Annotated in this window: 21 protein-coding genes, 1 rRNA gene, 1 pseudogene and 1 riboswitch; of the genes and pseudogenes, 16 read left to right on the forward strand and 7 right to left on the reverse strand. The window is 71.6% G+C overall.

All coding sequences use genetic code 11. The features are described 5' to 3' along the window. The 11 genes and pseudogenes from rrf to F603_RS32930 form a co-directional block, all read left to right on the forward strand. Nucleotides 1–98: ribosomal RNA gene (gene rrf / locus F603_RS33630) — 5S ribosomal RNA — on the forward strand; the annotation flags it as partial. Between the two features lie 253 nt (nt 99–351). Beyond that, nucleotides 352–960 carry a cardiolipin synthase ClsA gene (gene clsA / locus F603_RS0125485; protein WP_019548773.1) on the forward strand — a complete coding sequence of 203 codons (609 nt, stop codon included), beginning with the start codon at nt 352–354 and terminating at the stop codon, nt 958–960. A 116-nt stretch (nt 961–1,076) separates the two neighbouring features. Continuing rightward, a complete protein-coding gene (locus F603_RS0125490) occupies nt 1,077–3,572 on the forward strand; it encodes a mannose-1-phosphate guanyltransferase (protein ID WP_026328706.1) in 2,496 nt (831 codons plus the stop codon). Between the two features lie 96 nt (nt 3,573–3,668). Further along, nucleotides 3,669–4,562 carry a DUF881 domain-containing protein gene (locus F603_RS0125495; protein ID WP_211231125.1) on the forward strand — a complete coding sequence of 298 codons (894 nt, stop codon included), beginning with the start codon at nt 3,669–3,671 and terminating at the stop codon, nt 4,560–4,562. Beyond that, nucleotides 4,559–4,891 (forward strand): small basic family protein, encoded by a 333-nt coding sequence (locus F603_RS0125500; RefSeq protein ID WP_016910425.1) that lies wholly within the window; start codon nt 4,559–4,561, stop codon nt 4,889–4,891. Before F603_RS0125495 ends, F603_RS0125500 begins: the two co-directional genes overlap by 4 nt. Before the next feature lie 5 nt (nt 4,892–4,896). Beyond that, entirely contained in the window at nt 4,897–5,733 is an 837-nt protein-coding gene (locus F603_RS0125505; protein WP_019548776.1) for a DUF881 domain-containing protein, read from the forward strand. A gap of 411 nt (nt 5,734–6,144) precedes the next feature. After that, the gene (locus F603_RS0125510) at nt 6,145–6,675 is read left to right on the forward strand and encodes an FHA domain-containing protein (protein WP_019548777.1); all 531 of its coding nucleotides are present in this window, start codon (nt 6,145–6,147) and stop codon (nt 6,673–6,675) included. Between the two features lie 17 nt (nt 6,676–6,692). Continuing rightward, the gene (ftsR, locus tag F603_RS0125515; protein WP_019548778.1) at nt 6,693–7,391 is read left to right on the forward strand and encodes a transcriptional regulator FtsR; all 699 of its coding nucleotides are present in this window, start codon (nt 6,693–6,695) and stop codon (nt 7,389–7,391) included. Between the two features lie 74 nt (nt 7,392–7,465). Further along, nucleotides 7,466–7,939 carry a bifunctional nuclease family protein gene (locus F603_RS0125520; RefSeq protein WP_016910429.1) on the forward strand — a complete coding sequence of 158 codons (474 nt, stop codon included), beginning with the start codon at nt 7,466–7,468 and terminating at the stop codon, nt 7,937–7,939. Nucleotides 7,940–8,110: 171 nt separating this feature from the next. After that, nucleotides 8,111–8,755 carry a MerR family transcriptional regulator gene (locus tag F603_RS0125525; RefSeq protein WP_019548779.1) on the forward strand — a complete coding sequence of 215 codons (645 nt, stop codon included), beginning with the start codon at nt 8,111–8,113 and terminating at the stop codon, nt 8,753–8,755. A gap of 62 nt (nt 8,756–8,817) precedes the next feature. Beyond that, nucleotides 8,818–10,275, forward strand: a pseudogene (locus tag F603_RS32930) (DNA polymerase IV). Here F603_RS32930 and F603_RS0125535 read toward each other — a convergent pair. Further along, nucleotides 10,185–10,568: a PRC-barrel domain-containing protein gene (locus tag F603_RS0125535; protein WP_019548781.1), complete on the reverse strand. Its 384-nt coding sequence runs from the start codon at nt 10,566–10,568 to the stop codon at nt 10,185–10,187. The pseudogene F603_RS32930 and the gene F603_RS0125535 overlap by 91 nt on opposite strands. A gap of 154 nt (nt 10,569–10,722) precedes the next feature. Then, nucleotides 10,723–10,820: riboswitch (glycine riboswitch) on the forward strand. A gap of 183 nt (nt 10,821–11,003) precedes the next feature. Between F603_RS0125535 and gcvP the strand changes: the two genes are divergently transcribed. Further along, the gene (gcvP, locus tag F603_RS0125540; protein WP_019548782.1) at nt 11,004–13,889 is read left to right on the forward strand and encodes an aminomethyl-transferring glycine dehydrogenase; all 2,886 of its coding nucleotides are present in this window, start codon (nt 11,004–11,006) and stop codon (nt 13,887–13,889) included. Between the two features lie 132 nt (nt 13,890–14,021). On the opposite strand, the gene F603_RS0125545 is transcribed toward gcvP, so the two are convergent. Further along, a complete protein-coding gene (locus F603_RS0125545; RefSeq protein WP_016910434.1) occupies nt 14,022–14,228 on the reverse strand; it encodes a DUF5999 family protein in 207 nt (68 codons plus the stop codon). 455 nt (nt 14,229–14,683) lie between these two features. Then, on the reverse strand, nt 14,684–15,328 hold the full coding sequence (locus F603_RS0125550) for a hypothetical protein (RefSeq protein ID WP_019548783.1): 645 nt from the start codon (nt 15,326–15,328) through the stop codon (nt 14,684–14,686). A 530-nt stretch (nt 15,329–15,858) separates the two neighbouring features. Between F603_RS0125550 and F603_RS0125555 the strand changes: the two genes are divergently transcribed. After that, nucleotides 15,859–17,343, forward strand: coding sequence for a glutamate-cysteine ligase family protein (locus F603_RS0125555; RefSeq protein ID WP_019548784.1), 1,485 nt, complete (start codon nt 15,859–15,861; stop codon nt 17,341–17,343). A gap of 13 nt (nt 17,344–17,356) precedes the next feature. Here F603_RS0125555 and F603_RS0125560 read toward each other — a convergent pair whose 3' ends face one another. Continuing rightward, nucleotides 17,357–19,168 (reverse strand): substrate-binding and VWA domain-containing protein, encoded by a 1,812-nt coding sequence (locus tag F603_RS0125560; protein ID WP_026328708.1) that lies wholly within the window; start codon nt 19,166–19,168, stop codon nt 17,357–17,359. A gap of 201 nt (nt 19,169–19,369) precedes the next feature. Here F603_RS0125560 and F603_RS0125565 point away from each other — a divergent pair, with 201 nt between their 5' ends. Next, complete coding sequence (locus F603_RS0125565) at nt 19,370–20,176, forward strand: CPBP family intramembrane glutamic endopeptidase (protein WP_425427022.1); 807 nt, start codon at nt 19,370–19,372, stop codon at nt 20,174–20,176. Between the two features lie 19 nt (nt 20,177–20,195). On the opposite strand, the gene F603_RS0125570 is transcribed toward F603_RS0125565, so the two are convergent. Continuing rightward, on the reverse strand, nt 20,196–21,023 hold the full coding sequence (locus F603_RS0125570) for a PhzF family phenazine biosynthesis protein (RefSeq protein ID WP_019548787.1): 828 nt from the start codon (nt 21,021–21,023) through the stop codon (nt 20,196–20,198). 102 nt (nt 21,024–21,125) lie between these two features. After that, nucleotides 21,126–21,806: a DUF4232 domain-containing protein gene (locus F603_RS0125575; protein ID WP_019548788.1), complete on the reverse strand. Its 681-nt coding sequence runs from the start codon at nt 21,804–21,806 to the stop codon at nt 21,126–21,128. Between the two features lie 352 nt (nt 21,807–22,158). Between F603_RS0125575 and F603_RS0125580 the strand changes: the two genes are divergently transcribed. Beyond that, on the forward strand, nt 22,159–22,689 hold the full coding sequence (locus F603_RS0125580) for a Clp protease N-terminal domain-containing protein (RefSeq protein ID WP_019548789.1): 531 nt from the start codon (nt 22,159–22,161) through the stop codon (nt 22,687–22,689). 45 nt (nt 22,690–22,734) lie between these two features. Further along, nucleotides 22,735–23,742: an EamA family transporter gene (locus tag F603_RS0125585; protein WP_019548790.1), complete on the forward strand. Its 1,008-nt coding sequence runs from the start codon at nt 22,735–22,737 to the stop codon at nt 23,740–23,742. Nucleotides 23,743–23,748: 6 nt separating this feature from the next. Here F603_RS0125585 and F603_RS0125590 read toward each other — a convergent pair whose 3' ends face one another. Then, nucleotides 23,749–24,420: a pyridoxamine 5'-phosphate oxidase family protein gene (locus F603_RS0125590; RefSeq protein ID WP_019548791.1), complete on the reverse strand. Its 672-nt coding sequence runs from the start codon at nt 24,418–24,420 to the stop codon at nt 23,749–23,751. Nucleotides 24,421–24,462: the final 42 nt, after the last annotated feature.

The following is a 24,462-nucleotide window of genomic DNA, read 5'->3' on the forward strand; positions in this document are numbered from 1 at the left end:
GGGAAACGCCCGGTCACATTTCGAACCCGGTAGCTAAGCCTTTCTGCGCCGATGGTACTGCATACGGGAGTGTGTGGGAGAGTAGGACACCGCCGAACTTCCCTTGAAGAGAGGGGGAGGGAGTGTGTGGAACCCGGTATTGTCCGGGAGGTTTTCCACACGCCCCCTCCCCCTCTTCTTTGTGTTTGAGGACCGGGCTGACACGGGCTGCGCGGGTCGCAGTGCCGGTGCCATGCGGAGTGGGTGCTTCCGGGATGTGTTGGTGCTGAGTGCACCCGGTGTCGGGGTTGCGAGGACGTGCCGGTAAAGTCATGGGGCATCGTCGGTACGGTACTTAGGGGAGGCCCCCGGGTGGAGGTCCAGGAGACGCGGGTCCAGACGGACCGGGTCCTCACCATCCCGAACATTCTCAGCATGGCCCGCCTCGTGGGCGTCCCCGTCTTCCTCTGGCTCATCCTGTGGCCCGAGTTCGGTGGGCCCAACTGCGACGGATGGGCTCTGCTCGTGCTCGCGCTGAGCGGAGTCAGCGACTACCTGGATGGGAAGCTCGCGCGGCGCTGGAACCAGATAAGCGGGCTCGGGCGCATCCTCGACCCCGCTGCCGACCGGCTGTACATCCTCTCGACCCTCGTGGGGCTCACCTGGCGGGGCATCCTCCCCCTTTGGCTCACTGCTGCTCTCCTGGCGAGGGAAGTGCTGCTGCTGGTCATGGTGTGGGTGCTCGACCGGCACGGTTACGCGCCCCCGCAGGTGAACTTCCTGGGCAAGGCCGCCACCTTCAACCTGATGTACGCCTTCCCGCTGCTGCTTCTGAGCGACGGAAGTGGAGCCCTGGCGTCGCTCGCTGCTATTTTCGGATGGGCGTTCGCAGGTTGGGGCACCGCGCTCTACTGGTGGGCAGGCATCCTGTACGTGGTCCAGGTGCGCCGGCTCGTCAAAGCGGACGCCGAGGCCGACTGAGCCGGCCCTTCCGGCAGACGCAAAGGTCGGTTGCCCGTAGCGCCACCTCATGGGCCATCCTGGATGGGTGAGAGCCGGTACGACCGTCGTCTCTGTGCGAGGAGGACGCCTCCGACATGAAGGCAGTTGTCATGGCCGGCGGAGAGGGCACACGCCTTCGTCCGATGACCGCCAGTATGCCCAAGCCGCTGTTGCCCGTCGCCAACCGTCCGATCATGGAGCACGTGCTCCGGCTGCTGAAGCGGCACGGACTCAACGAGACCGTGGTGACCGTGCAGTTCCTCGCGTCCCTGGTGCGCAATTACTTCGGGGACGGTGAGGAGCTCGACATGGAGCTCACCTATGCGAACGAGGAGAAGCCCCTCGGCACCGCGGGCAGCGTCAAGAACGCGGAGGAAGCCCTCAGGGACGATTCCTTCCTCGTCATCTCCGGTGACGCGCTCACCGATTTCGACCTGACCGACCTCATCCGGTTCCACAAGGAGCAGGGAGCCATGGTCACGGTCTGCCTGACGCGAGTGCCGAACCCTCTGGAGTTCGGCATCACCATCCTCGACGACGAAGGAAAGGTGGAGCGCTTCCTCGAGAAGCCGACGTGGGGCCAGGTCTTCTCCGACACCGTCAACACCGGCATCTACGTGATGGAGCCCGAGGTCTTCGACTACGTCGAGTCGGACGTCTCCGTCGACTGGTCGGGGGACGTCTTTCCGCAGATGTTGAAGGAAGGCAAGCCGATCTACGGCTATGTCGCGGAGGGGTACTGGGAGGACGTCGGCACCCACGAGAGCTACGTCAAGGCCCAGGCCGACGTGCTGGAGGGCAAGGTCGACGTCGAGATCGACGGGTTCGAGATCTCGCCCGGCGTCTGGGTCGCGGAGGGTGCCGAGGTGCACCCGGACGCGGTGCTGCGCGGCCCGCTCTACATCGGTGACTACGCGAAGATCGAGGGCGACGTCGAGATCCGGGAGCACTCCGTCATCGGCTCCAATGTCGTGGTGCGGAGCGGTGCCTTCCTCCACCGGGCCGTGGTGCACGACAACGTCTACGTCGGGCAGCAGAGCAACCTGCGCGGGTGCGTCATCGGGAAGAACACCGACGTGATGCGTGCCTCGCGGATCGAGGACGGTGCCGTCGTCGGGGACGAGTGTTTCATCGGCGAGGAGTCCATCGTCCTCGGCACCGTCCGGATCTACCCGTTCAAGACGATCGAGGCGGGGGCGTTCGTCAACGACTCGGTCATCTGGGAGTCCCGGGGGCAGGCACGGCTCTTCGGGGCGCGGGGTATCTCGGGCATTCTCAACGTCGAGATCACGCCGGAGCTGTGCGTACGACTGGCCGGCGCCTACGCGACGACGCTGAAGAAGGGCTCCACGGTGACGACGGCGCGCGACCACTCGCGCGGCGCGCGGGCCCTGAAGCGCGCTGTGATCTCCGCATTGCAGGCGAGCGCGATCGACGTCCGGGACCTGGAGAACGTCCCGCTCCCCGTCGCCAGGCAGCAGACCGCGCGCGGCAGCGCGGGCGGCATCATGATCCGTACCAGCCCCGGGCGTCCCGACTCCGTCGACATCATGTTCTTCGACGCCAGGGGCGCCGACCTCTCGCAGGCGGGGCAGCGGAAGCTCGACCGCGTCTACGCACGCCAGGAGTACCGGCGGGCGTTCCCCGGGGAGATCGGCGACCTGCACTTCCCCTCCAGCGTCTACGACTCGTACACGGGCTCGGTCCTGCGGTCCGTCGACACCGCGGGCGTGGCGGAGTCCGGCCTCAAGGTGGTCGTCGACGCCTCCAACGGAAGCGCCGGACTGGTGCTGCCGAGCCTCCTCGGGCGGCTCGGTGTGGACTCGTTGACGATCAACCCCGGGCTCGACGAGTCGCGCCCGACGGAGACCGTGGATGCGCGGAGAGCCGGGCTGGTGCGGCTCGGCGAGATCGTCGCGTCGGCGCGTGCCGACTTCGGCGTGCGGTTCGACCCCGTCGGTGAGCGCCTGTCGCTCGTCGACGAGCGCGGGCGGATCATCGAGGACCAGCGGGCGCTGCTCGTCATGCTCGACCTCATCGCCTCGGAGCGCAGAAGCGGCCGGGTGGCGCTGCCGGTGACGACGACGCGTATCGCCGAGCAGGTGGCCGCCTACCACGGAACGCAGGTGGAGTGGACGACGACCTCGCCCGACGACCTCACCCGCGTCTGCCGGGACGAGGCGACGGCGTTCGCCGGGGACGGACGGGGCGGCTTCATCGTCCCGGAGTTCAGCTCGGTCTTCGACGGTGTGGCGTCCTTCGTCAGGCTCATCGGACTTGTGGCCCGCACCCAGTTGACGCTGAGCGAGATCGACGCCCGCATCCCGCGGGCGCACGTGCAGCGCCGCGATCTGGCGACTCCCTGGGCGGTCAAGGGGCTGGTGATGCGGACCGTCGTGGAGGCGGCCGGTGACCGGTACGTCGACACGACGGACGGTGTGCGCGTCGTCGAGTCCGACGGGCGCTGGGCGCTCGTGCTCCCGGACCCGTCCGAGGCGGTCACCCACCTGTGGGCGGAAGGACCCGACGACGCCTCGTCCCAGTCGCTCCTCGATGAGTGGGCGGCGGCGGTCGACAACGCCGGGAAGTGAACTGCCCGTCCCGCGGCCGGAGTTTGCCCGGTCGCGGGACGACGCCCGGGTGGGTCCGTTCGTTGAGGGGGCCGGCGGCATGCGACGATGTGCGGCATGTCGCAGCAGCCGGGTAGCAGGAGTTCGCGGTTCTCGCGGCCCGACGCCTCCATGTCGCTGCTGAACAACGTCATGGACCACAGCCTCGACGAGGGATACGCGGAGGCCGCCGCACGCGAAGGGACCAGCGGCCACGCGCGGTTGCCGCGTACCCGGCGTGCGAAGGCCGGCCTCGCGGTGGGCCTCGCGCTCGCCGCACTCGTGGTGACGGTCGGCGCCGCGCAGGCGAGGCTCGCGGCGCCGAGCCTCGCCAAGGAGAAGGAAGAGCTGATCGACCGGATCGAGGACGGCACCGAGAACGCCGACCAGCTCCAGGGACGCGTCGACGGCCTCCGTGCCGACGTCGAGAAGCGGCAGCGTGCGGCTCTTCAGCGGCACGGCGACGAGCGGGACCGCAGCACGGCGCTGCTCTCCGGTGCGCTGCCCGTGGCGGGCCCGGGTGTCAAGCTCGTCATCAACGATGCCAAGGACACCGAGGCGGGCGACGGCGACGGACCGAGGGAGAGCAGCGGGTTCTCCGACACCGGCCGGGTGCGCGACCGGGACCTCCAGCGGGTCGTCAACGGCCTCTGGGAATCGGGCGCCGAGGCGGTCTCCGTCAACGGCCAGCGCTTGACGTCCCTTTCGGCGATCCGGGCGGCCGGGGACGCGGTGCTCGTCGACAACAAGCCGCTGGCACCGCCGTACACGCTCCTGGCGATCGGTCCGGGCAAGGACCTGAGCACGGCGTTCCAGGACAGCGAGGACGGCCGGTACCTCTACGTGCTGCGGGAGAACTACGGGGTGCGTACCAGCATTTCGGTACAGGACGAGGTGCGGCTGCCGGCGGCGCCGCACCTGAGCGTCCGGACAGCAAAGCCGGCGGGGACAGGAGAGGGCAGCACATCGTGATCGCCGTACTGGGGCTCGTCGTGGGCGTCGTGGCGGGGCTGGTCGTACGACCGGTCGTGCCGACCGTGATGGAGCCCTACCTGCCCATCGCCGTCGTCGCGGCACTCGACGCAGTCTTCGGTGGACTGCGCGCGATGCTCGACGGCATCTTCAACGACAAGGTTTTCGTCGTCTCGTTCCTCTCCAACGTCGTCGTGGCGGCTCTCATCGTCTTCCTCGGCGACAAGTTGGGCGTGGGCGCGCAGCTCTCCACGGGGGTGGTGGTCGTCCTCGGTATCCGGATCTTCTCCAACGCGGCCGCGATCCGTCGGCACGTCTTCCGGGCGTGAGGCCGATGAGCGACGAGCACCGGTCCTCGGGGGAGCTGCCGCCGGAGGAGCCGAGCGACGGGCCGCAGGAGCCGGACGCCGGCGAGCGTCCGCAGACTCCGGAGAAGCAGGGGCCGACGGGACGGCAGCGGCTGGCGCAGGCGCTGTGGCCGCCGCGGGTGACGCGTGCCCAACTCGTCGTGGCCGTCCTCCTCTTCGTGCTCGGCCTCGCCCTCGCCATCCAGGTCAGGTCGACGAGTGAGAACAGCGCGCTGCGGGGCGCGCGCCACGAGGACCTCGTCCGCATCCTCGACGAACTCGACGACCGCACCACACGTTTGGAGGACGAGAAGCAGGAGCTCCAGTCGCAGCGGACGGAGTTGGAGAACAGCTCCGACCGTGCGGAGGAGGCGCGGAAGCAGACGGCCGAGAAGCAGCGCCAGCTCGGCGTCCTCGCGGGTACGGTGGCTGCTCAGGGGCCCGGCATCGAGATGACGATCACGGACCCGCGGGGGACGGTGGAGCCCGACATGCTCCTCGACGCGGTGCAGGAACTACGAGCGGCCGGAGCGGAGGCGATCGAGGTGAACGAGGTCCGGGTGGTCGCCGACACGCACTTCTCGCCCGGGAGTTCGTCGGGTGACGGGGTGCGCGTCGACGGGCGTAGGATCAGTCGGCCTTACAGCTTCAAGGTCATCGGCAAGCCGCAGGACCTGGAACCCGCCCTGAAAATCCCGGGAGGGGTCGTGCAGACACTCAAGGAGGAGCAGGCCACCGTCTCCGTGACGCGTGAGGAGACGGTGAAAGTGGACGCCTTGCGATCGGCGAAGCGGCCTGACTACGCTCGGTCGTCATCCCAGTAGGAGGCGGAAGTTCGTGGGGGGTCGGGGGGCTCGTCCGGCTCCGTGTAAGGGAAACTGTGTGCAGGTCATGGACGTTGAGTGGGCGTCCCGGCCGGCCAATGAGAGCATCGATGGTCTGTCCTGCCCCACGGGCGGGTCTGTTGTGTGCGAGGGGAATCGCCCGTGAGTTTTTTTGCGAAGTTGTTCGGCAAGGGCCGCCAGGACGGTGGCAACGCCGCTGCGCGCCACCGGGCTCCCCGTCAGCCCCAGGAATCGGGCGAGAGCCAGGAGGAGCGTCCGCTCTTCAGGGACGAGGTCGCAGGCGGCACGGCACTCGGTAACGGTGCGGCGTCAGTTGACCGCGGAGCGTCCGGCCGCATAGGTTCCGGGGTACCGCAAGCCTCGAATCCCGGTGGAGGGTCTGCCTTGCCCGTGTGTAACAGGTGCGGGACCCGTGCCTCCGAGGAGAGCCGCTTCTGCTCCAACTGCGGTGCGCCGCTCAAGGGTGGCGTCCCTGCGGCCGAGGGTTCCTCCGAGACGACGTCGACCATCTCCATCTCCGGTATCGAGGCGTACGACGCCGAGACGACGGGCCAGCACCAGGTGCCGGTCCTGCCGCCGGAGGCGCAGGCGGCCGTCGACGCGCTGCCGATCGGTTCGGCGCTCCTCGTGGTGCGTCGCGGTCCCAACTCGGGCAGCCGCTTCCTTCTCGACGGCGAACTCACCACGGCGGGACGGCATCCGGAGAGCGACATCTTCCTCGACGATGTCACCGTCTCCCGGCGGCACGTCGAGTTCCGGCGCGGCTCCGACGGCACCTTCACCGTCTCCGACGTCGGCAGCCTCAACGGCACCTATGTCAACCGCGAGCGCATCGAGACGGGTGTGCCGCTCGCGTACGGCGACGAGGTGCAGATCGGCAAGTACCGCCTGGTCTTCTTCGCGAGCCAGCGCACCGCCTGACGCACCAGGGAAGGCACATGCCCCACACCGCCGCAGAGTCAGGGGCGGGGACGGCGCTGAGCTTCGGCGCCGTCCTCCAGGCGCTCCGCGAGGAGTTCCCCGAGGTGACCGCCTCCAGGGTCAGGTTCCTGGAGGCGGAGGGGCTGGTGCGGCCCTCCCGATCTCCCGCCGGCGCACGGAAGTTCGGCGAGTCCGACGTCGAGCGGCTGCGGCACGTGCTGCGCCTCCAGCGGGACCACTGCCTTCCGCTGAGCGCCGTGCGGGCCACGGTCTCGCCCGAGGAGGAGCCCGCGCGGACGTCGGAGGCCGACACGGGCGCCTCCGCGCGCGGTGCGCCCGCCGAGGCCGCTGCCCGGTACGGGCGTGCCGCTCTCGCGGCGGAGGTCGGCGTGAGCGAGGAGCAGCTCGCCGAGTGGGAGTCGTACGGCCTGTTGCGGCCCGACGCCGAGGGGCAGTACGACGCCGGGCAGCTAGCGGTGGCGGGACTCGTCGCGGAGGTCGGGCGGTTCGGTCTGCAACCGCGCCATCTGCGGGCCGTCAAGGCGGCCGCCGAGCGGGAGGCGGCCCTCGTCGAGCAGCTTGCCGCTCCGCTTCGCCTGCACGGCAACCCCGAGCGGCGCGCCAGGGGCGAGGAGGAGCTGCGCGAGCTCGCCGGACTCGCCTCGCGCCTCCACTCGGCTTTCGTCGAGGCGGCGCTCGGGCCCCGAGGGGCCTGAACCGGTACCCGGATGCGCTTGTTGAACGGGTGCCCGACTACCCAAACGGGCCGCCCACGGCCTAGGGTTGCTGTGTGAACGAGCTCGACGTCGTGGGTGTCAGGGTGGAAATGCCCACCAACCAACCGATCGTGCTCCTGCGCGAGGTGGGAGGCGACCGCTACCTCCCCATTTGGATCGGCCCCGGGGAGGCGACCGCGATCGCCTTCGCCCAGCAGGGCATGACCCCTGCCCGGCCGCTGACGCATGATCTCTTCAAGGACGTCCTGGAGGCGGTGGGCCAGGAGCTCACCGCGGTGCGCATCGTCGATCTGCGGGAGGGCGTCTTCTACGCCGAGCTGGTCTTCGCCAGCGGCGTCGAGGTCAGCGCCCGGCCTTCCGACGCGATAGCGCTGGCGCTGCGTACCGGGACGCCGATCTACGGCAGCGACGGTGTGCTGGACGACGCGGGGATCGCGATCCCTGACGAGCAGGAGGACGAGGTGGAGAAGTTCCGCGAGTTTCTCGACCAGATCTCCCCCGAGGATTTCGGGACCAGCAACCAGTAGGGGCGTTCCGCCGGTGCGGCCCGACTCCGCATCCGGCAAGCTGTTCCCCGTGCCCCTTGCGGGAAACCATTCGCGGGGCCGGTGTCACCCGGCGTGCCGAATCCGGCGATCGTTGACCCACCGAGGGTGACTCCCTACCTTCAAGTGGGCAGGTTCCGGGGGTGACTCGGGATGCGGAAGACGGAGGTCGGCGTGGTGCGCACCGGCGGTGACGACGCAGCGGCGGGGGATTCAGCCCCGTTCGCCCGGCCCTCCGCGGGGCCGGCCGCTCCGCCGGCGGGGTCCGCGGCTCAGGAGGCAGAAGCGGGGGAAGGACCTTCGGACGAGGTCGGCTATCGCGGGCCGACAGCCTGCTCGGCGGCGGGCATCACCTACCGGCAGCTCGACTACTGGGCACGGACCGGACTCGTGGAGCCGAGCATCAAGGCTGCCTACGGCTCCGGAAGCCAGCGTCTCTACAGCTTCCGCGACATCGTCGTTCTCAAGATCGTCAAACGGCTTCTCGACACCGGCGTCTCGTTGCAGAACATTCGGGCCGCCGTGCAGCACCTGCGCGCCCGGGGGCGTACCGACCTGCCGAGGATGACGCTGATGAGCGACGGGGCCACCGTCTACGAGTGCTCCTCGCCCGACGAGGTGGTCGACCTCCTCCAGGGCGGGCAGGGCGTCTTCGGGATTGCGGTGGGCGTCGTCTGGAAGGACGTCGAGGGGGCGCTCGCGCAGCTCCACGGGGAGCGGGTCGACACCGGCGAGACCGTGGTGGGCGAGCACCCGGAGGACGAGCTCGCGCGGCGGCGCCAGAACCGCGCGGGCTGAGCCGGGACCGCGGCTGCGTCGCGGGGTTCGGATGTCAGTGCGGTGCGGCAGTATCGGTGGGTGTGAGAAGCGGACCGACCATCCTCCATCTCGACATGGACGCCTTCTACGCCTCCGTGGAGCAGGCGTGCAAGCCGAGCCTGCGGGGGAAGCCGGTCGTCGTCGGCGGGTTGGGGCCGCGCGGTGTGGTGGCGACGGCCTCCTACGAGGCGAGGCAGTTCGGTGTGCACTCGGCGATGCCGACGGCGCAGGCGCGTAGGCGCTGTCCCAACGCCGCGTACCTGAACCCGCGGTTCGGTCTCTACCGCGAGATCAGCCAGACGGTGATGGAGCTGCTGGCCCGCCTCTCGCCCCTCGTCGAACCGCTCAGCCTCGACGAGGCGTTCGTCGACCTCGAGGCGGGCGAGGCGCTCGCGGAGGAGGACCCGCGGGGCGTCGGTGAGCGGCTGCGGAGGCAGATCTTTGCGGCGACGGGGCTGAAGGGCTCTGTCGGCCTCGCCGGGTCGAAGATGCTGGCGAAGATCGCCTCGGAGGAGGCGAAGCCGGACGGTCTCGTCGCGATCGCGCCGGGGACGGAGCGGGAGCTGCTCGCCGGGATGACGGTGCGCACGCTGCCAGGGATCGGTCCGGCGACCGAGCAGGTGCTCCGCCGGGCCGGCATCCACACCATCGGCGAGACGGCGGAGGCGGGGGAGGACGAGCTGCTGCGGCTCCTCGGCAAGGCCCACGGCACCGCCCTGTACACGATGGCGCTCGGGGTCGACGAGCGCCCCGTCGTCGCTGAGCGGGACGCCAAGTCGGTGTCGGTGGAGGACACCTACGACGTCGACCTCACCGACCGCACCCAGGTCCAGGCGGAGGTGGCCCGGCTCGCCGACCGCTGCGTGCGGCGGCTGCGGGAGGCCGGACGCTCGGGCCGCACAGTGGTGGTCAAGGTCCGCAGCTACGACTTCTCCACGCTGACCAGATCGGAGACCCTCCGCGGGCCGACGGACGACCCCGGCGTCGTCCGCGAGGCGGCAGCCCGGCTCCTCGAGGGGATCGACACCACGGCGGGTGTGCGGCTGCTCGGCGTCGGTGTCAGCGGGCTGGCCGACTTCACGCAGGAGGACCTCTTCGCGCAGTGGAGCGAGGCGGAGGCCGCAGCGGCCGGCGTGGCCGAGCCGGCCGAGGCAGCGGCGCCTCAACCCGTGCGTGTGGACAGGGGGCAACCCGCGCGGGGCGAGTGGCGTCCGGGGCAGGACGTCGTGCACCGCGAGCACGGCGCGGGGTGGGTCCAGGGGAGCGGGCTCGGCAAGGTCACGGTGCGGTTCGAGGGCCCTGCCACCGCGCCCGGCAGGGTCCGCACCTTCGCCGCAGACGACGAGGGGTTGGAGCCCGCCCCTCCGCAGTGGCCCGTGCCGGGGCACGAGCCGCCCGCGGGGTGAACTCAGGCGGTGGTGCCGCCCTCCGGCTCGCCGGCGATGCGGCCGAACTCCTGGTCCGGCGGCGCGGGGTCGGCGGGGACGTCGAGGCCGTAGTGCTCGTAGAGCTGTAGCTCCTGGGCGGGGGAGAGATGGCGTCCCACGCCCATGTCGGGGGCCGCGCGCACCTGGTTGCGTTCGTACGGGACGTGGAGGCTGCCCTCGTCGAACTCGCTGGGCTCCAGCGGGACGAAGGCGTCTCGGCTGAAGAGGCCGGTGCGAACGGAGGCCCACTGAGCCCGTCCGGTGGCGTCGTCGAGGTAGACCTCGTCGACTCTGCCGATCTTGGCGCCGTCCCGGTCGAGCGCCGTGTGGCCTATCAGGCTCCGCGGGTCGATGTCGGTCTGCACGATCCCTCCAGTGGTCTCGGCGACGGGCCGTCGCGCGCACGCCGTCGCGGCGAGCGCCGTGAGTACAACGAAACGGTATTTTTCGGCCGTTGGCCACTCGAGTGCCTGCCCGGTTACGCAGAGCGGAACCGCTGGTAGGCTCGGAAACGGCTGTCGACCCCGTGCGGGAGAGTCCTCCGGTGATGGTGCCGGGGGCGCCGAAGGAGCAAATCCTCCCCGGAATCTCTCAGGCACACGTACCGTGCGGACGAGGTCACTCTGGAAAGCAGGGCGGGCCCGAGGACGAACGCCGAGAGTCCCCCTCACCGACGGTGTAAGCCGGGCCGGCCGAGAGAGGGCGGCGGCGCCGGTGAATCTCTCAGGTTGCGATGACAGAGGGGGAGGCCGCAGGGCGCCCGCAGGGCGCCTGAAGGTCACAGCGACCAGGAGGCCTCCATGACCCCCAACCCCGTCCCCCTCACCGAGCTCGAGAACGACAGTCCCTTCGCCGGCAGGCACATCGGGCCCGGCGCCGAGGCCCAGGCGAAGATGCTGGCGCAGGTGGGGTACGCCTCGCTCGACGAACTCACCGAGGCGGCCGTCCCCGACGCGATCAAGAGCACCGAGCGGCTGCGGCTCCCCGCGGCGCGCACCGAGGCCGAGGTCCTCGACGAGCTGCGCGAAATGGCGGGGCGCAACCGCGTCCTCCACTCGATGATCGGGCTCGGCTACTACGGCACCCACACCCCGGCCGTGATCAAGCGCAACGTCCTGGAGAACCCGGCCTGGTACACCGCGTACACGCCCTACCAGCCGGAGATCTCCCAGGGGCGCCTCGAGGCGCTGCTCAACTTCCAGACCGTCGTCGCGGACCTGACCGGACTGCCGACGGCGGGCGCCTCGCTCCTCGACGAGTCGACGGCGGCGGCGGAGGCGATGGCCCTCTCCCGCCGCGTCGGCAAGGTCAAGGGCGGGGTCTTCCTCGTGGACGCCGAGACGCTGCCGCAGACGGTCGCCGTGCTGCGGACGCGGGCCGAGCCGACCGGCGTCGAGGTGGTCGTCGCCGATCTTGCGGAGGGGGTGCCGGAGGACGTCGCGGAGCGCGGGGTCTTCGGCGTACTCCTCCAGTACCCCGGTGCGTCCGGGGCCGTGCGGGACCTGCGGCCTGTGATCGAGCAGGCGCACGAGCGGGGCGCGGTCGTCACCGTCGCGGCCGATCTGCTGGCGCTGACGCTGCTCGCCTCGCCCGGTGCCCTCGGCGCCGACATCGCGGTCGGCACGAGCCAGCGGTTCGGCGTCCCGATGGCCTTCGGCGGGCCGCACGCCGGGTACATGGCGGTGCGGGAGAAGTTCGCGCGCAGCCTGCCGGGGCGGCTCGTCGGCGTCTCCAAGGACGCGGACGGGCGGCAGGCCTACCGGCTCGCGCTCCAGACGCGCGAGCAGCACATCCGCAGGGAGAAGGCGACGAGCAACATCTGCACGGCGCAGGTCCTGCTCGCGGTGATGGCCGGTATGTACGCCACCTACCACGGGCCCGAGGGGCTCACGGCGATCGCGCGGCGCACCCACCGGTTCGCCGCGCTCCTCGCGGCGGGGCTCCGCGACGGGGGCGTCGAGGTGGTGCACGGCGGGTTCTTCGACACCGTGACGGCGCGGGTTCCCGGCGGTGCCGGGCAGGTCGTCGAGCGGGCCGGGGAGGCGGGTGTGAACCTGCGGCTCGTCGACGCCGACCACGTGGGCATCGCCTGCGACGAGACGACGACGCGGGAGCAACTCGCCCTCGTCTGGCAGGCGTTCGGCGTCTCGGCGGATGTGGAGGCGCTCGACGGGCGGACGCCCGACGCGCTCCCCGAGGGGCTGCTGCGCACGGAGGAGTTCCTGACGCACCCCGTCTTCCACGCCCACCGATCCGAGACGGCGATGCTGCGCTACCTCCGTCGGCTCTCCGACCGGGACTACGCGCTCGACCGGGGAATGATCCCGCTCGGTTCGTGCACGATGAAGCTCAACGCCACCACCGAGATGGAACCGATCAGTTGGCCGGAGTTCGCCGGTCTCCACCCCTTCGCGCCCGCCGATCAGGCCGAGGGGTACCTGAGCCTGATCCGGCAACTGGAGGAGCAGCTCGCCGAGGTGACGGGGTACGACGCCGTCTCGTTGCAGCCCAACGCCGGTTCGCAGGGTGAGTTGGCGGGGTTGCTGGCGGTCCGTGCGTACCACCGTGCGTGCGGTGAGACGCAGCGCGACGTCTGCCTGATCCCGTCGTCCGCGCACGGCACCAACGCGGCGAGCGCGGTGATGGCCGGGATGCGCGTGGTGCTCGTGGCGACGGGCGAGAGCGGTGACGTCGACCTCGACGACCTGCACGCGAAGCTGGCGAAGCACGGCGGGGAGCTCGCCGTGCTGATGGTCACCTATCCGTCCACGCACGGGGTCTTCGAGGAGCACATCCAGGACGTCTGCGCCGCCGTGCACGACGCGGGCGGGCAGGTCTACGTCGACGGGGCCAACCTCAACGCGCTGCTCGGGGTGGCGCGTCCGGGGCGGTTCGGTGCCGACGTCTCGCACCTCAACCTCCACAAGACGTTCTGCATCCCGCACGGCGGGGGCGGCCCCGGCGTCGGGCCGATCGGGGTGCGCGCGCACCTTGCGCCGTACCTGCCCAACCACCCGCTCCAGCCTGGTGCGGGGCCCGAGACGGGGATCGGTCCCGTCTCTGCGGCGCCGTGGGGGTCGGCCGGCATCCTGCCGATCTCCTGGGCGTACATGCGCCTGATGGGCGCGGAGGGCCTGCGCACGGCGACGCAGGTGGCGGTGCTCGGCGCCAACTACCTTGCCAGGCGGCTCGAACCGCACTACCCGGTGCTGTACACGGGCCCGGGCGGTCTCGTCGCGCACGAGTGCATCATCGATGTACGGGGGCTGACGAAGCACACGGGCGTGAGCATCGACGACGTCGCCAAGCGGCTGATCGACTACGGCTTCCACGCGCCGACGATGTCCTTCCCCGTCGCGGGGACGTTGATGACGGAGCCGACGGAGAGCGAGGACCTCGCCGAACTCGACCGGTTCTGCGAGGCGATGATCGCGATACGTGCGGAGATCGACCGCGTCGGTGCGGGGGAGTGGACGGCGGAGGAGAATCCGTTGCGCAACGCGCCGCACACCGTCGGTCAGCTCGCGGGTGAGTGGCCGCACCCCTACGGCAGGGAGGAGGCCGCCTTCCCCGCGGGGGTGGACGCTGCGGACAAGTACTGGCCACCGGTGCGCCGCATCGACGGCGCGTACGGTGACCGCAACCTCGTCTGCTCGTGCCCGCCGATGAGCGACTACGAAGAGTGAGCGGGACGGTGGCGCGGGGCTGAACACCCGGAGGCCCGGCGGGAGTCGGGCCCTCGGACGGCCGCGCGGCAACGCTGACAGAGGCCGGTACGCGCGGGCGTACCGGCCTCGGTTCTCCGCACGGCTGCCGGCTCAGGCCGCCGTGGTGATCCTGCCCGCCGTGAGCGGGCGGTGGGGCGCGATGACGCGCCCGTCGGGCAGCAGCTCACCGGTGTCCTCGAAGAGCAGGACCCCGTTGCACAGGAGGCTCCAACCCTGTTCGGGGAAGTGGACCAGCGGCTGGGCCGCCTCCCGGTCTGCTGATTCGGCTGTCGGACACGGTGGTTGGTGCTGGCACATCTTCGGTGTCTTCCGTTGTGGTGTGTACGTCTCGCCGTCTGCGGATGTCGATTCCATGCCGCCGGTCCCCGTCGTCGTGCGTCGCCAGTCTTCCTCCTGCCGGCGCCGATCCGCGTGGATTCCGCGCCGGCTGCCCTCAATTGAGACAGACGTGACGCCTCGCCGAGCGGATTCCGCGGAAGAACCACCAATCCGGGGTGTTCCCGTAGCCCGTAATGACTACGTCCTACGGTGCGCGGCGGTGCGTGGGGCGCGTGTGTCCGAAACCGAAAATCCTGTGGGGGAAGGGCGATTGCGGCGTAGGCGGCGCGAACGGCCGGGCGTTGCCGACGCGGTTGCGGTCCAACGCGCCGAGCACCACGGTCCGTTGGGCGGGCCTCACCGAGCGCCCGGGGGCCTGTCTCCGCGGCAGGCGCGGGCCGTCCGTGGCGACGGGCCCCGGGGCGTGTGCGACGTCAGTTCGCCGAGGCGAGGTCGCCCGTGCCGGTCATCGGACGGCTGAGCGGCGCTGTGACGAGGCGGTGGGTGAGGAGCGCCAGGAGAGCGTCGGCGCGCTGCGGCTGGTGCGCGGCGATGCCGGGGGGCGCGGGTGCGAGCGGGATGAGGAGGTCGGCGTCGGAGGGGCTGCCTTCGGCCGGGTCGGCGTCGAGGTCCTCGCAGAGCCACAGCGTGAGCATGTAGAGCTCGGGTACCGAGAGGAGCCTCGGTTGGTGGCCGCCGGGCAACGTGTGCGCCTCACGGAGCGCGCGTACCGAGGAGGTGACGTACGGGCCCTCGCAGAAGTGCGCGAACGCCCAACCGTCCGCGGTGAGCACGGCCTCGGCGGCGCCGACCGGTTCGCCGCCCTCGGTGCCGCTGTCGTGGAGATGGAACCGCCAGCCGGTGAGCCTGGTGTACGGCGCGTCGGCCGTTCTGCGGATGCCGGTCATCTCGTGGACGGGCAGCGGTAGTTGGGGGCGGAGTTGGCCTGCGGCCGCGCGGAGCGCGGAGCCGGCGTGGAGCGTCGGCGCCGTCCGCGGGTCGTGGACGGCGGTCGGGGAGCCGAGCGCGGTCTCGACGCTGCGGAGCGCGGGTGCGGGGGCCGGGGGGACATGCAGCATGATCGTTCGCCTCTCGTTCTGGAGACTCGGATACGCGGGCAACGGGTATGCGGCCGGGACACGACGACAGTGTCGTTTTCGGGGGAGGGCGGTGCGTGCGCGCACCGGTCGGTCGGGGCGGCGCCTGAACGCCAATTCCCGCCTCTTCAGGGGAGTTTATACGAACCGCGTTCCCCCGGCGTTTCGGCTAGCGTGCGCCGCCGGAAGAGGCAAGGCCGAGGCACGCCGAATCCGCGTGGTATTTCTCCGCATTTGCGCGGGATACGAGGTGCGTGCCCTGGTAATTCTCTGCCCGCGTAGTCGGCTTGATCTGCACCCGAGCTTTTCCTGAGGCGGACGTGCACGGCATGGTAGGAGCCGATGCCTGCCGTCTATGCCGTTGGCAGTCCGTATGCCGGAGGAATGTGCCGCATAACTCCCCTCAGCGTAATTGCATTCGCCCGCCGTCAGCCAGGGGGCGCAGGCGTTGTGGATCGTGTTCCGGGGCATCATCGGTGCACTGCCGGGCCCCGACCGAGGAGGAAGCTTCGATGGGAGAGAAGCTCGTCGCGGACAGGTTCGACCTGTCCGACCGGCGGCTGTACCGGGAGAAGCTGCAGAAGTGCAGAGCGGCGCTCGGGGAGCTGCTCGCACAGGGGAGGTTCCAGGGGCCGCGCGATCTCATGGGCCTGGAGATCGAGTTGAATCTCTCGGACGCCTCCGGGCTCCCGCGCATGCGCAACAAGGAGGTGCTGGAGCGCATCGCGAGCACCGATTTCCAGACCGAGTTGGGGCAGTTCAACCTCGAAGTCAACGTCGTGCCGCACCGGTTGGTGGGACGCGTCTTCGACCAGCTCGCCGAGGAGCTGCGTACCGGGCTCGGGTACGCCGACCGGCAGGCGAGCGAGGCCGCGGCCCGCATCGTGATGATCGGCATCCTGCCGACCCTGGAGGCGGACGACCTCGTGCCGGCGAACCTCACCGCCGTCGACCGCTACCGGCTGCTCAACGACCAGATCATGGCGGCACGCGGTGAGGAGGTCGCCCTCGATATCAGGGGCGTCGAGCAGCTCAGGCGGACCACCTCCTCGATCGCGCCCGAGGCCGCGTGCACCTCGCTCCAGCTCCACCTCCAGGTGACGCCCGACCGGTTCGCCGACGTCTGGAACGCGGCGCAGGCCGTGACAGGGCCGCAGATCGCGATGGGGGCGAACTCCCCGTTCCTCTTCGGGCGGGAGCTGTGGCGCGAGTCGCGGATACCGGTCTTCGTGCAGGCGACCGACACCAGGCCGCCGGAGCTCGCGGCACAGGGCGTGCGCCCGCGCACCTGGTTCGGCGAGCGCTGGATAGACTCACCGCTCGACCTCTTCGAGGAGAACCTCCGCTACTTCCCGCCACTCCTGCCGCTCCTCGACGAAGAGGACCCGCAGGAGGCGCTCGCCGCCGGGCACGCACCCTCCCTCGCCGAGCTGGTGCTCCACAACGGCACCGTCTACCGCTGGAACCGGCCCGTCTACGCGGTGGCCGGAGGCGTCCCGCATCTGCGGGTGGAGAACCGCGTCCTGCCGGCGGGGCCCACCGTCACGGACGTCCTCGCCAACACGGCGTTCTACTACGGGCTCGTCCGCACCCTCGCCGACGAGCGCCGCCCCGTGTGGCGACGCATGACCTTCGCCGAGGCGGCCGCCAACTTCGACGCCGCCTGCCGCGACGGCATCGGGGCGCGCCTCAACTGGCCCAGGCCCGGCGGCGGTACGGCCGAGTGGCCCGCGGCGCGGCTGGTGCAGGAGGTCCTGCTGCCGATGGCGGCCGAAGGGCTCGACGCCTGGGGCGTGGAGCCCTCCGACCGGGACCGGTTCCTCGGCGTCATCGAGGGGCGCTGCCGTACGCGGAGCAACGGCGCCGAGTGGCAGGCTCGTGCCTACCACCGCGCCGTCGACTCGGGGTTGGACCGCGCCAAGGCGCTCGCGGGCGTCACCCGCAGGTACTCGGAGCTCGCCTGGGAGGGGGAGCCGGTGCACACCTGGCCGGCGTGACGCGCGAGCGGCCTCAGGCGCCGCTGCCGGCCGCCATGATCGCCTTCAGGATCACCTCGTGGATCTGCGCCGGGTCGTTGACCTGGTGCGCCGAGCCGCTCGTCGCCTTGGCGATCTCCTTCGCCGCGTCCTCGTCCGCGTCCGGGCCGACGGCGATCGCGATCAGCGGGACGGGGCGCTTGTCGTCGGCGAGGTCGTCGAGTTCGGTGAGGAGCTCCTTGCGCGAGATGCTGCCCGGGTCCTCGTTGGCGCCGTCGGTGAGGAGGACGACCGCGTTGAACTTGCCGCTGGAGTAGCTCTCGGCGGCCTTCTTGTACGCGGCGAGCGTCGTGTCGTACAGGCCGGTGGCGCCGCCGGGGATCGGGTGCATCTTGCCGAAAGCGGAGAGGAGCTTTTCGCGCTGCGTCGCGCCGCTGCCGGCGCGGTCACCGAGGCGGACGGTCGGCACCAGCTCGCGGTAGTCGTGCTTGCCGTCGAGGCGGGTGGCGAACTCCCAGAGGCCGACCTCGTCCTCCGGTGTGAACTGCGAGAGTCCCTGCATCAGGCTCGCCTTGGTGACGTCCATCCTCGACTCGCCCGGCCGGCCGGGGACTTCGGCGGCCATCGAGGCCGAGGCGTCGACGACGAGGGTGAACCGTGCGCTCTGCACGGTGATCGTCCACATCCCGAGCGTCTCCTGGACGCTCTTGGGCGAGGGGGCGCCTGCCGGGCTCGCCGCGTAGGGCTGGGGCTTCTTCGCGCCGGCCGCGGTGGAGATGTCCTCCACGGCGTCGCCGTTCTTCGGGCGGAAGCCGCCGGTGGTGAGGGCGCGTTGGCCCTGGGTGTCGCCGAGGAGCGTCTGGAACCGCATGGCGGCGCGGCTCTGTTCGGTGCTCAAGTCGTCGCTGTCGACGAGGGCGTAGGGGTAGTCGAGGAGCGTCAGGCCGTCCTTGGGGTAGAAGAGTTGCAGGTCGGGGGAGTCGCCCGAGCCCTTGTTGTGGGAGTGGGCCGCCTGTTCGGAGAGGACCAGCGCCTGGTTGCGCTTCGGGTTGCCCAGCTCGGTGCCGGAGTCGTCGCGGGGGAGGGTGGCGAGGACCTGGGAGTCGCCCGGTGCCGTGCGCTCCGCGAGCTGCTTGGCGGCGGCGGCCGTCTTGGTCTCCGCGTCCTTGCCGCCCGCCTTGGCGGCCGACTCCTGGATGCGGGTGAGTGCCAGCAGCCCGGTGGCGCTGCGGGCCGGGTCGGCGGTGCCGATGCGCAGTTCGTCCCCGGGCGCCGACGAGTCGGCTATCTGCCCCCACGAGTACTGCTTCTTCGGCCACCCGAGCGCCTTCGCCGCGGGGGGTACGGCGGCGAGGGTGATCGGTGAGGAGGCGACGCTGCCGAGCGAGTCGGCGGCCGACGCGTTCCCCGAGGCGGTGGCCTGCTCGATCCAGAAGGAGGAGTCCGGCAGCCACACCTCGTACTCCGGGGCTTTGCCCGAGGAGCCGCCGTGCTGGAGCGCGTCGGCCATCTCGGCGCCCGCGCGTGCGCTCACGCGGACGTCCATGCAGCGGCCGTCGGACTTCGCCTCGCCGTCCTCGGTGCGCTCGGCGACCCGGCGCAGCACGGGGGCGATGTCGGGCGAGGCGGCGACGCGCAGCTCCACGGTCTCCCCGTCGCACCCGCTGCCGAAGGGCAGCATCCCCTTCTGCGCCGCGACGCCCGTGCCTGCGCCGAGGGCCACGACCAGCGCCGTCGCGAGCATGACGTTCCGTCGTCTCGCACTCTTGCGGGAGGGAGGCGCGGCGGTCGGCGCGTACCCCGACCCAGAGGTGTCCTGATCGTCGGGCAAGCTGTGACGTGCCATGGCGTGTGCGTCTCTCCTCGGGTGGCCCTAGGTGACGGCGGGAGGCAGCACGCCTTGATCGTGCTCGTCCCCCCGAGTCGTCGCGCGCGATCTACGTAGTGTGTGTTTTCGAGACCATAGCGTGGCGGACGTGGCTGATGAGACGCGATTGGCGAACTCGAGTCAATGGCGGGGGCCGGTTCCGTGCGAAGCCGTTCGAATCTGGAGGTTGCTGTGGCGTCGGATGAGGGCGTACGTCCCGAACTTTCCCGACAGGCGCTGTCCCGGCGGGTGTTGGGAACCGAGACGCTGCTGGTCCTCGCCCTGTCGCTCGGTGCCAGCGGCGTCTCGGCGCTCATCAGCTTCGTCGGCTCCCTCACCGAGCCGGGGGGCCTCGCCGACCAGTCGGCGCACCTCAACTCCTCGCGGGCGCCCGGGCGTCCGTGGCTCGACCTCGCCTGGCAGCTCTTCGGGATCGCGACGGCGCTCGTCCCCGTCGCCCTCGTGGCGCACCTGCTGCTGCGCGAGGGCGCGCCCGGGCTACGGGCGCTCGGCCTCGACCGGCGGCGCCCCTGGCCCGACCTCGGGTGGGGCGCCGCGGTGGCGGCCGGGATCGGTGGCTGCGGGCTGCTCCTCTACTTCGGGGCCAGGGCCGCAGGGTTCAACCTCACCGTCGTCCCCGAGGGGCTGCCCGACGTGTGGTGGAAGTACCCGGTGCTCGTCGCGGCGGCGGTGCAGAACTCCGTCGTCGAGGAGGTCATCGTCGTCGGTTATCTGCTGCGCAGGCTGGGGCAGTTGGGGTGGTCGCCGTGGACGGCGCTGGCGGCGAGTTCGCTGCTGCGCGGCTCGTACCACCTCTACCAGGGCATCGGCGGCTTCCTCGGCAACGTGGCGATGGGCGTCGTCTTCGTCCTGCTGTACCGCAGGTGGGGACGAGTGGGGCCGCTCGTCGCCGCGCACGCGCTCATCGACGTCGTGGCGTTCACCGGGTACGGGCTGCTCGCCGGGCGGGTGGGGTGGCTGCCGTGAGCCGCCCCACCCGCATTGCTCACAGCGGCACTCGGAGCTCGGCGTCGAGGACGGTGACGGCCGCACCCGTCAGGCGGGTGCGGCCACCGAGGACCTCGGTGCGCACGAGCCCGGTACGCCGCGAGCACTGAAGCCCGATGAGTTCGGTGCGGCCCAGCCGCTCCGCCCACAGCGGCGCGAGCGCGGTGTGCGCGCTCCCCGTGACGGGGTCCTCGGGGACGCCCTGCGCCGGTGCGAAGAAGCGGGAGACGAAGTCGTACTCGGCCCCGGCTGCCGCCTCGGCGGTGACGGCCACGCCGCGGCAGGGCAGCGCGGCGACGGCGGCGAGGTCGGGGGCGAGGGCGCGCACCGTCGCCTCGTCCGCGACCTCGACGACGAGGTCGCCGAGGTCGCCCGTCGTGTGGACTCGGCGCACCGGCGCGCCCAGCGCGGGCCGGAGGCCCTCCGGCGGCTCGACGAGGGCGAGGGCGGCCGTGGGGAAGTCGAGGGTGTGGCCGGAGCCGTCGGGGGTGGCCTCGGTGGTGAGGACGCCGCTGCGGGTGCGGAAGCGCACCATGTCCTGCGCGTGGCCGTCCTGGTGGAGGACGTGCGCGGTGGCCAGGGTGGCATGGCCGCAGAGGTCCACCTCGACGGCAGGCGTGAACCAGCGCAGGGCCCAGTCGGCGGTGTCCTCCCTGAGGCGCAGTGCGAACGCCGTTTCGGCGAGGTTGAGTTCGGCGGCGAGCATCTGGAGGCGCTCGTCGTCGGGGAAGCCCGCGGGGAAGTCCGCCTCGTCGAGGAGGACGACCCCTGCCGGGTTGCCGGAGTAGGGCTGGTCGGTGAAGGCGTCGACGGTTCGGATCCTCATGGCGGCGAGTCTACGGAGCGGCCCGGCTCCTCGAAGAGGGCCAATCGCCGGTGGGTGGCCCGGGATTGAGAGCCACCCACCGGTGGAGGCGGCGCGGGTGCCTCAGCGTGGACCGGTCCCCGCACGGAGTGCGGCCGCCGTGACATGGCCTGCTCCGCAGACCTCGCCCTGCGACCAGTCCGCCTCGGTCGCGGTGCGCTGGTCGGGCGGGATGACACGGAGCGAGCCGGGCGCCGGGCAGGGCCCGTCGTCTCCCTCGCCGGGGACCACCGCCCAGTGGAGTCGGCTCCAGGCGTGCGCGCCCGGGCGGAGCGTCACTTCCTGGGCGGCCTGTTCGCGGTCCCTGACGTTGTCGGTGGGGAGGCCGGAGCCCCCGCCGTCGACGAACTGGAGGCCCGGCCAGCCCTTGGTGCGGCAGGTGGTGTCGCCGGTGTTGGTGAGGACGAGCGCGGCGTACCGGTTTCCGGCGCCGGGGCTGAGGCCGCGCACCGAGGCGGAGAGCGAGTCCGTCGGGCACCAGGCGACGAGGCCGTCGGGCTGCGGGGTGCTCTGCCCGCCGTCGGAGCGCGGCTCCGACTGCTGCGGTGTCCCGGGCGACGGTTCCGCGGACGTGGGGGGCTCGCTCGTCGAGCCGCCGCCCGCCTTCGGGGCGGAGGCGCTCACCGTGGAGTCGCCGGCCTCCGTCGAGTCGGAGGTGCAGCCCGCCGCGAGGAGCGCGGTGCAGGCCGCGGCCGCGGCGAGTGCGATACGGGTGTGGCGCTGCGGAGAGGACGTGAGGGGCATGGCGGTCTCCCTGTGCTGCCGTTGGCTGGAGGTGCCCTGGCGTGTGCCCTGTCGGGGTGGTGCAGCCGTCGGTGATGGGACCGCGGGCACGCGTTGTCGGTTCCCGCTCCCGAACGCTCCAAGCCCCCAGCGGGGGCGGCGCGTTGGGAGCGGGGCGGCGTCGTGTACCACCCGCGTACCCGGAGCGTGCGCCGCTCCGGGGGCGCCTGACGCGGCCGCTTTCCCTGAGACACGTGACCGGATCTCCTCCCTGCGGAGGAGGTCGCGGATACCGCGTGGTGACCAGTCGGCCGGGCGGTATATGCCACGGGGTGGTGATGTTGAGGGTGCGGGGATGTGATGTGGTGGTCCTGTGCAGATTCCGATGCCGTCGGATGCCGAGTCCTCGACGGGGCATCCCGAGAGCCAGGTCAGCGAGGCCGTCGCCGTGATGGTGGCGGCTGCGCGGCGGCGTGCTGCTCGCGACGGGGATCGCCAGGTCGACACGGCGCACCTGCTCCACAGCGTCCTCGAATCCGACCGGGAGGTCTGGGAGTTGCTGGAGGGCGGGGCACCCCAGCTCGGGCGCCTCCTCGGCTACCTCGTGCAGCGCAGCGTCGGCTACGGGCTGAAGTGGCAGGGGTCCGTGGAGGATTCGGGGTCGCTGCCCGCCGTCGCCGAGCAGCCGGGCGGCGCCGCCGGCTGGTCCCCGAGCGCGTCGGCGGCGCTGGAGTGCGCCGTGTGCAGGGCGCAGCGGCGCGGGGTCGAACTCGCCGAGGGCATCGACCTCTTCGCCGGTATCGTCGCCGATCGCGAGTGCCGTGCCGTGGAGGTGCTCGATGCCGCCGGTGTGGACGTCGAGCTCCTCGCCGTCCGTCTGGGCACGGGGCGCGAGGAGGCGTGAGCCTTCATGAGTGACACGCTCAGTCGCTGCTGACATGATGCGGCCATGCCCGCTGCCACCTCCCACGCGGAGCCGCGACGCGTCGGCCTGCTCCTCGCGCTCGTCTCCGCCTTCGCCTTCGGGAGCTCCGGCACCGTGGCCAAGCCGCTCATCGAGGCCGGGCTCGACCCGCTGGAGGTGACGTGGCTGCGCGTCGCCGGTGCGGCGCTCCTGCTGCTGCCGCTCGCCGTCCGGCACCGGGCGCTGGTGCTGCAACGCCCCGGTCTGATCGCGGGGTTCGGCGTCTTCGCCATGGCCGGCGTGCAGGGCTGCTACTTCGCCGCCGTGTCCCGCATCCCGGTCGGCGTCGCGCTGCTCATCGAGTACCTGGGGCCCGCGCTGGTGCTCGGCTGGGTGCGGTTCGTGCAGCGCCGTCCGGTGAGCAGGGCCGCGGCGCTCGGAGTGGTCCTCGCCGTCGGCGGGCTCGCGTGCGTCGTGGAGATCTGGGCGGGGCTGCGGTTCGACGCGGTCGGCCTGGCGCTGGCGCTCGGTGCTGCGGTGTGCCAGGCGAGCTACTTCGTCCTCTCCGAGCAGGGGAGCAGGAAGGGGCGGGCGGGCGACGACCGGCCGGTGCCGCACCCGCTCGGCGTCATCGCGCAGGGGGCGCTCCTCGCCACGGTGGTGCTGACGCTCGCCGCGCGTCCCTGGGGCATGGAGTGGGGCCTCCTCGTCGAGCGCGTCTCCGTCGACGGGACGCCGGTGCGGGGCGTGGTCCTGCTGGTCTGGATGGTGGCGGTGGCCACGGTCGTCGCGTACGTCACCGGGGTCGTGGCCGTGCGGCGGCTCTCCCCTCAGGTCGCCGGGGTCGTTGCGTGCCTTGAGGCGGTGGTGGCGACGCTCGTCGCCTGGGTGGTGTTGGGGGAGTACCTGGGCTGGGTGCAACTCGCGGGCGGCGCTGTGGTGTTGCTCGGCGCCGCCGTCGCGCAGGCGCCGGGGCGCCCGCGCGGCGGCGCGGCCGCGGAGGGCCCGGTGCGTGCCGATGCCGTCGACGTACCGCCGTCGCGCACCGGTTGAGGCCGCCTAGCGGAGCGCCGCCAGGTACTCGGGGACCGGTGTCCCCGCCGTGAGGTCGTCGGCGGGTACCGGGGCGCCGTAGGTGCGGGAGACCGGGACGACGCCGCTCCAGAAGGGAAGCGCGAGGTCCTCGGCGTCGTCGTTCGGGCCGCCCTCGCGGACCTTCGCCGAGACCTCGGCGAGGTCGACCCTGAGCACCGCCGTCGCCGCCGACTCCTTGGCGTTGGCCGGACGCGAGTCCGCGGAGCGTCCTGGGACGACGGAGTCGACGAGCGTGTCGAGCGCCGCCGCCTTCTCCGCCTCGTCGCGGACCTGGACCGCCGTGCCGTGCACCACGACGGAGCGGTAGTTGAGCGAGTGGTGGAAGGCCGAGCGGGCCAGCACCAGGCCGTTCACCTGTGTGACGGTCACGCAGACCGGCAGGCCCTCCGGCGTCCCGCCGTCCCGCAGCGGACGCGATCCCGTGGAGCCGTGGAGGTAGAGGCGTTCGCCGACGCGGGCGAAGAGGGTGGGGAGGACGACGGGCGCACCCTCGCGCACGAAGCCGAGGTGGCAGAGGTACTCGGAGTCCAGGACGGAGTGGACCGACTCGCGGTCGTAGGCGGCACGTTCGGCGTGACGGGTCGGTGTGGTGCGGTCGGTGCGCTCGTACGGGGCCTCGGCGGATGCGGGGGTCATCGGTCCTCCAGGCGTTCGGGGCGGCTCGGTGCCGCTTCCGGG

Source organism: Streptomyces sulphureus DSM 40104 (assembly GCF_000381025.1).
In the GTDB taxonomy this organism is placed as follows: Bacteria; Actinomycetota; Actinomycetes; order Streptomycetales; family Streptomycetaceae; genus Streptomyces; species Streptomyces sulphureus.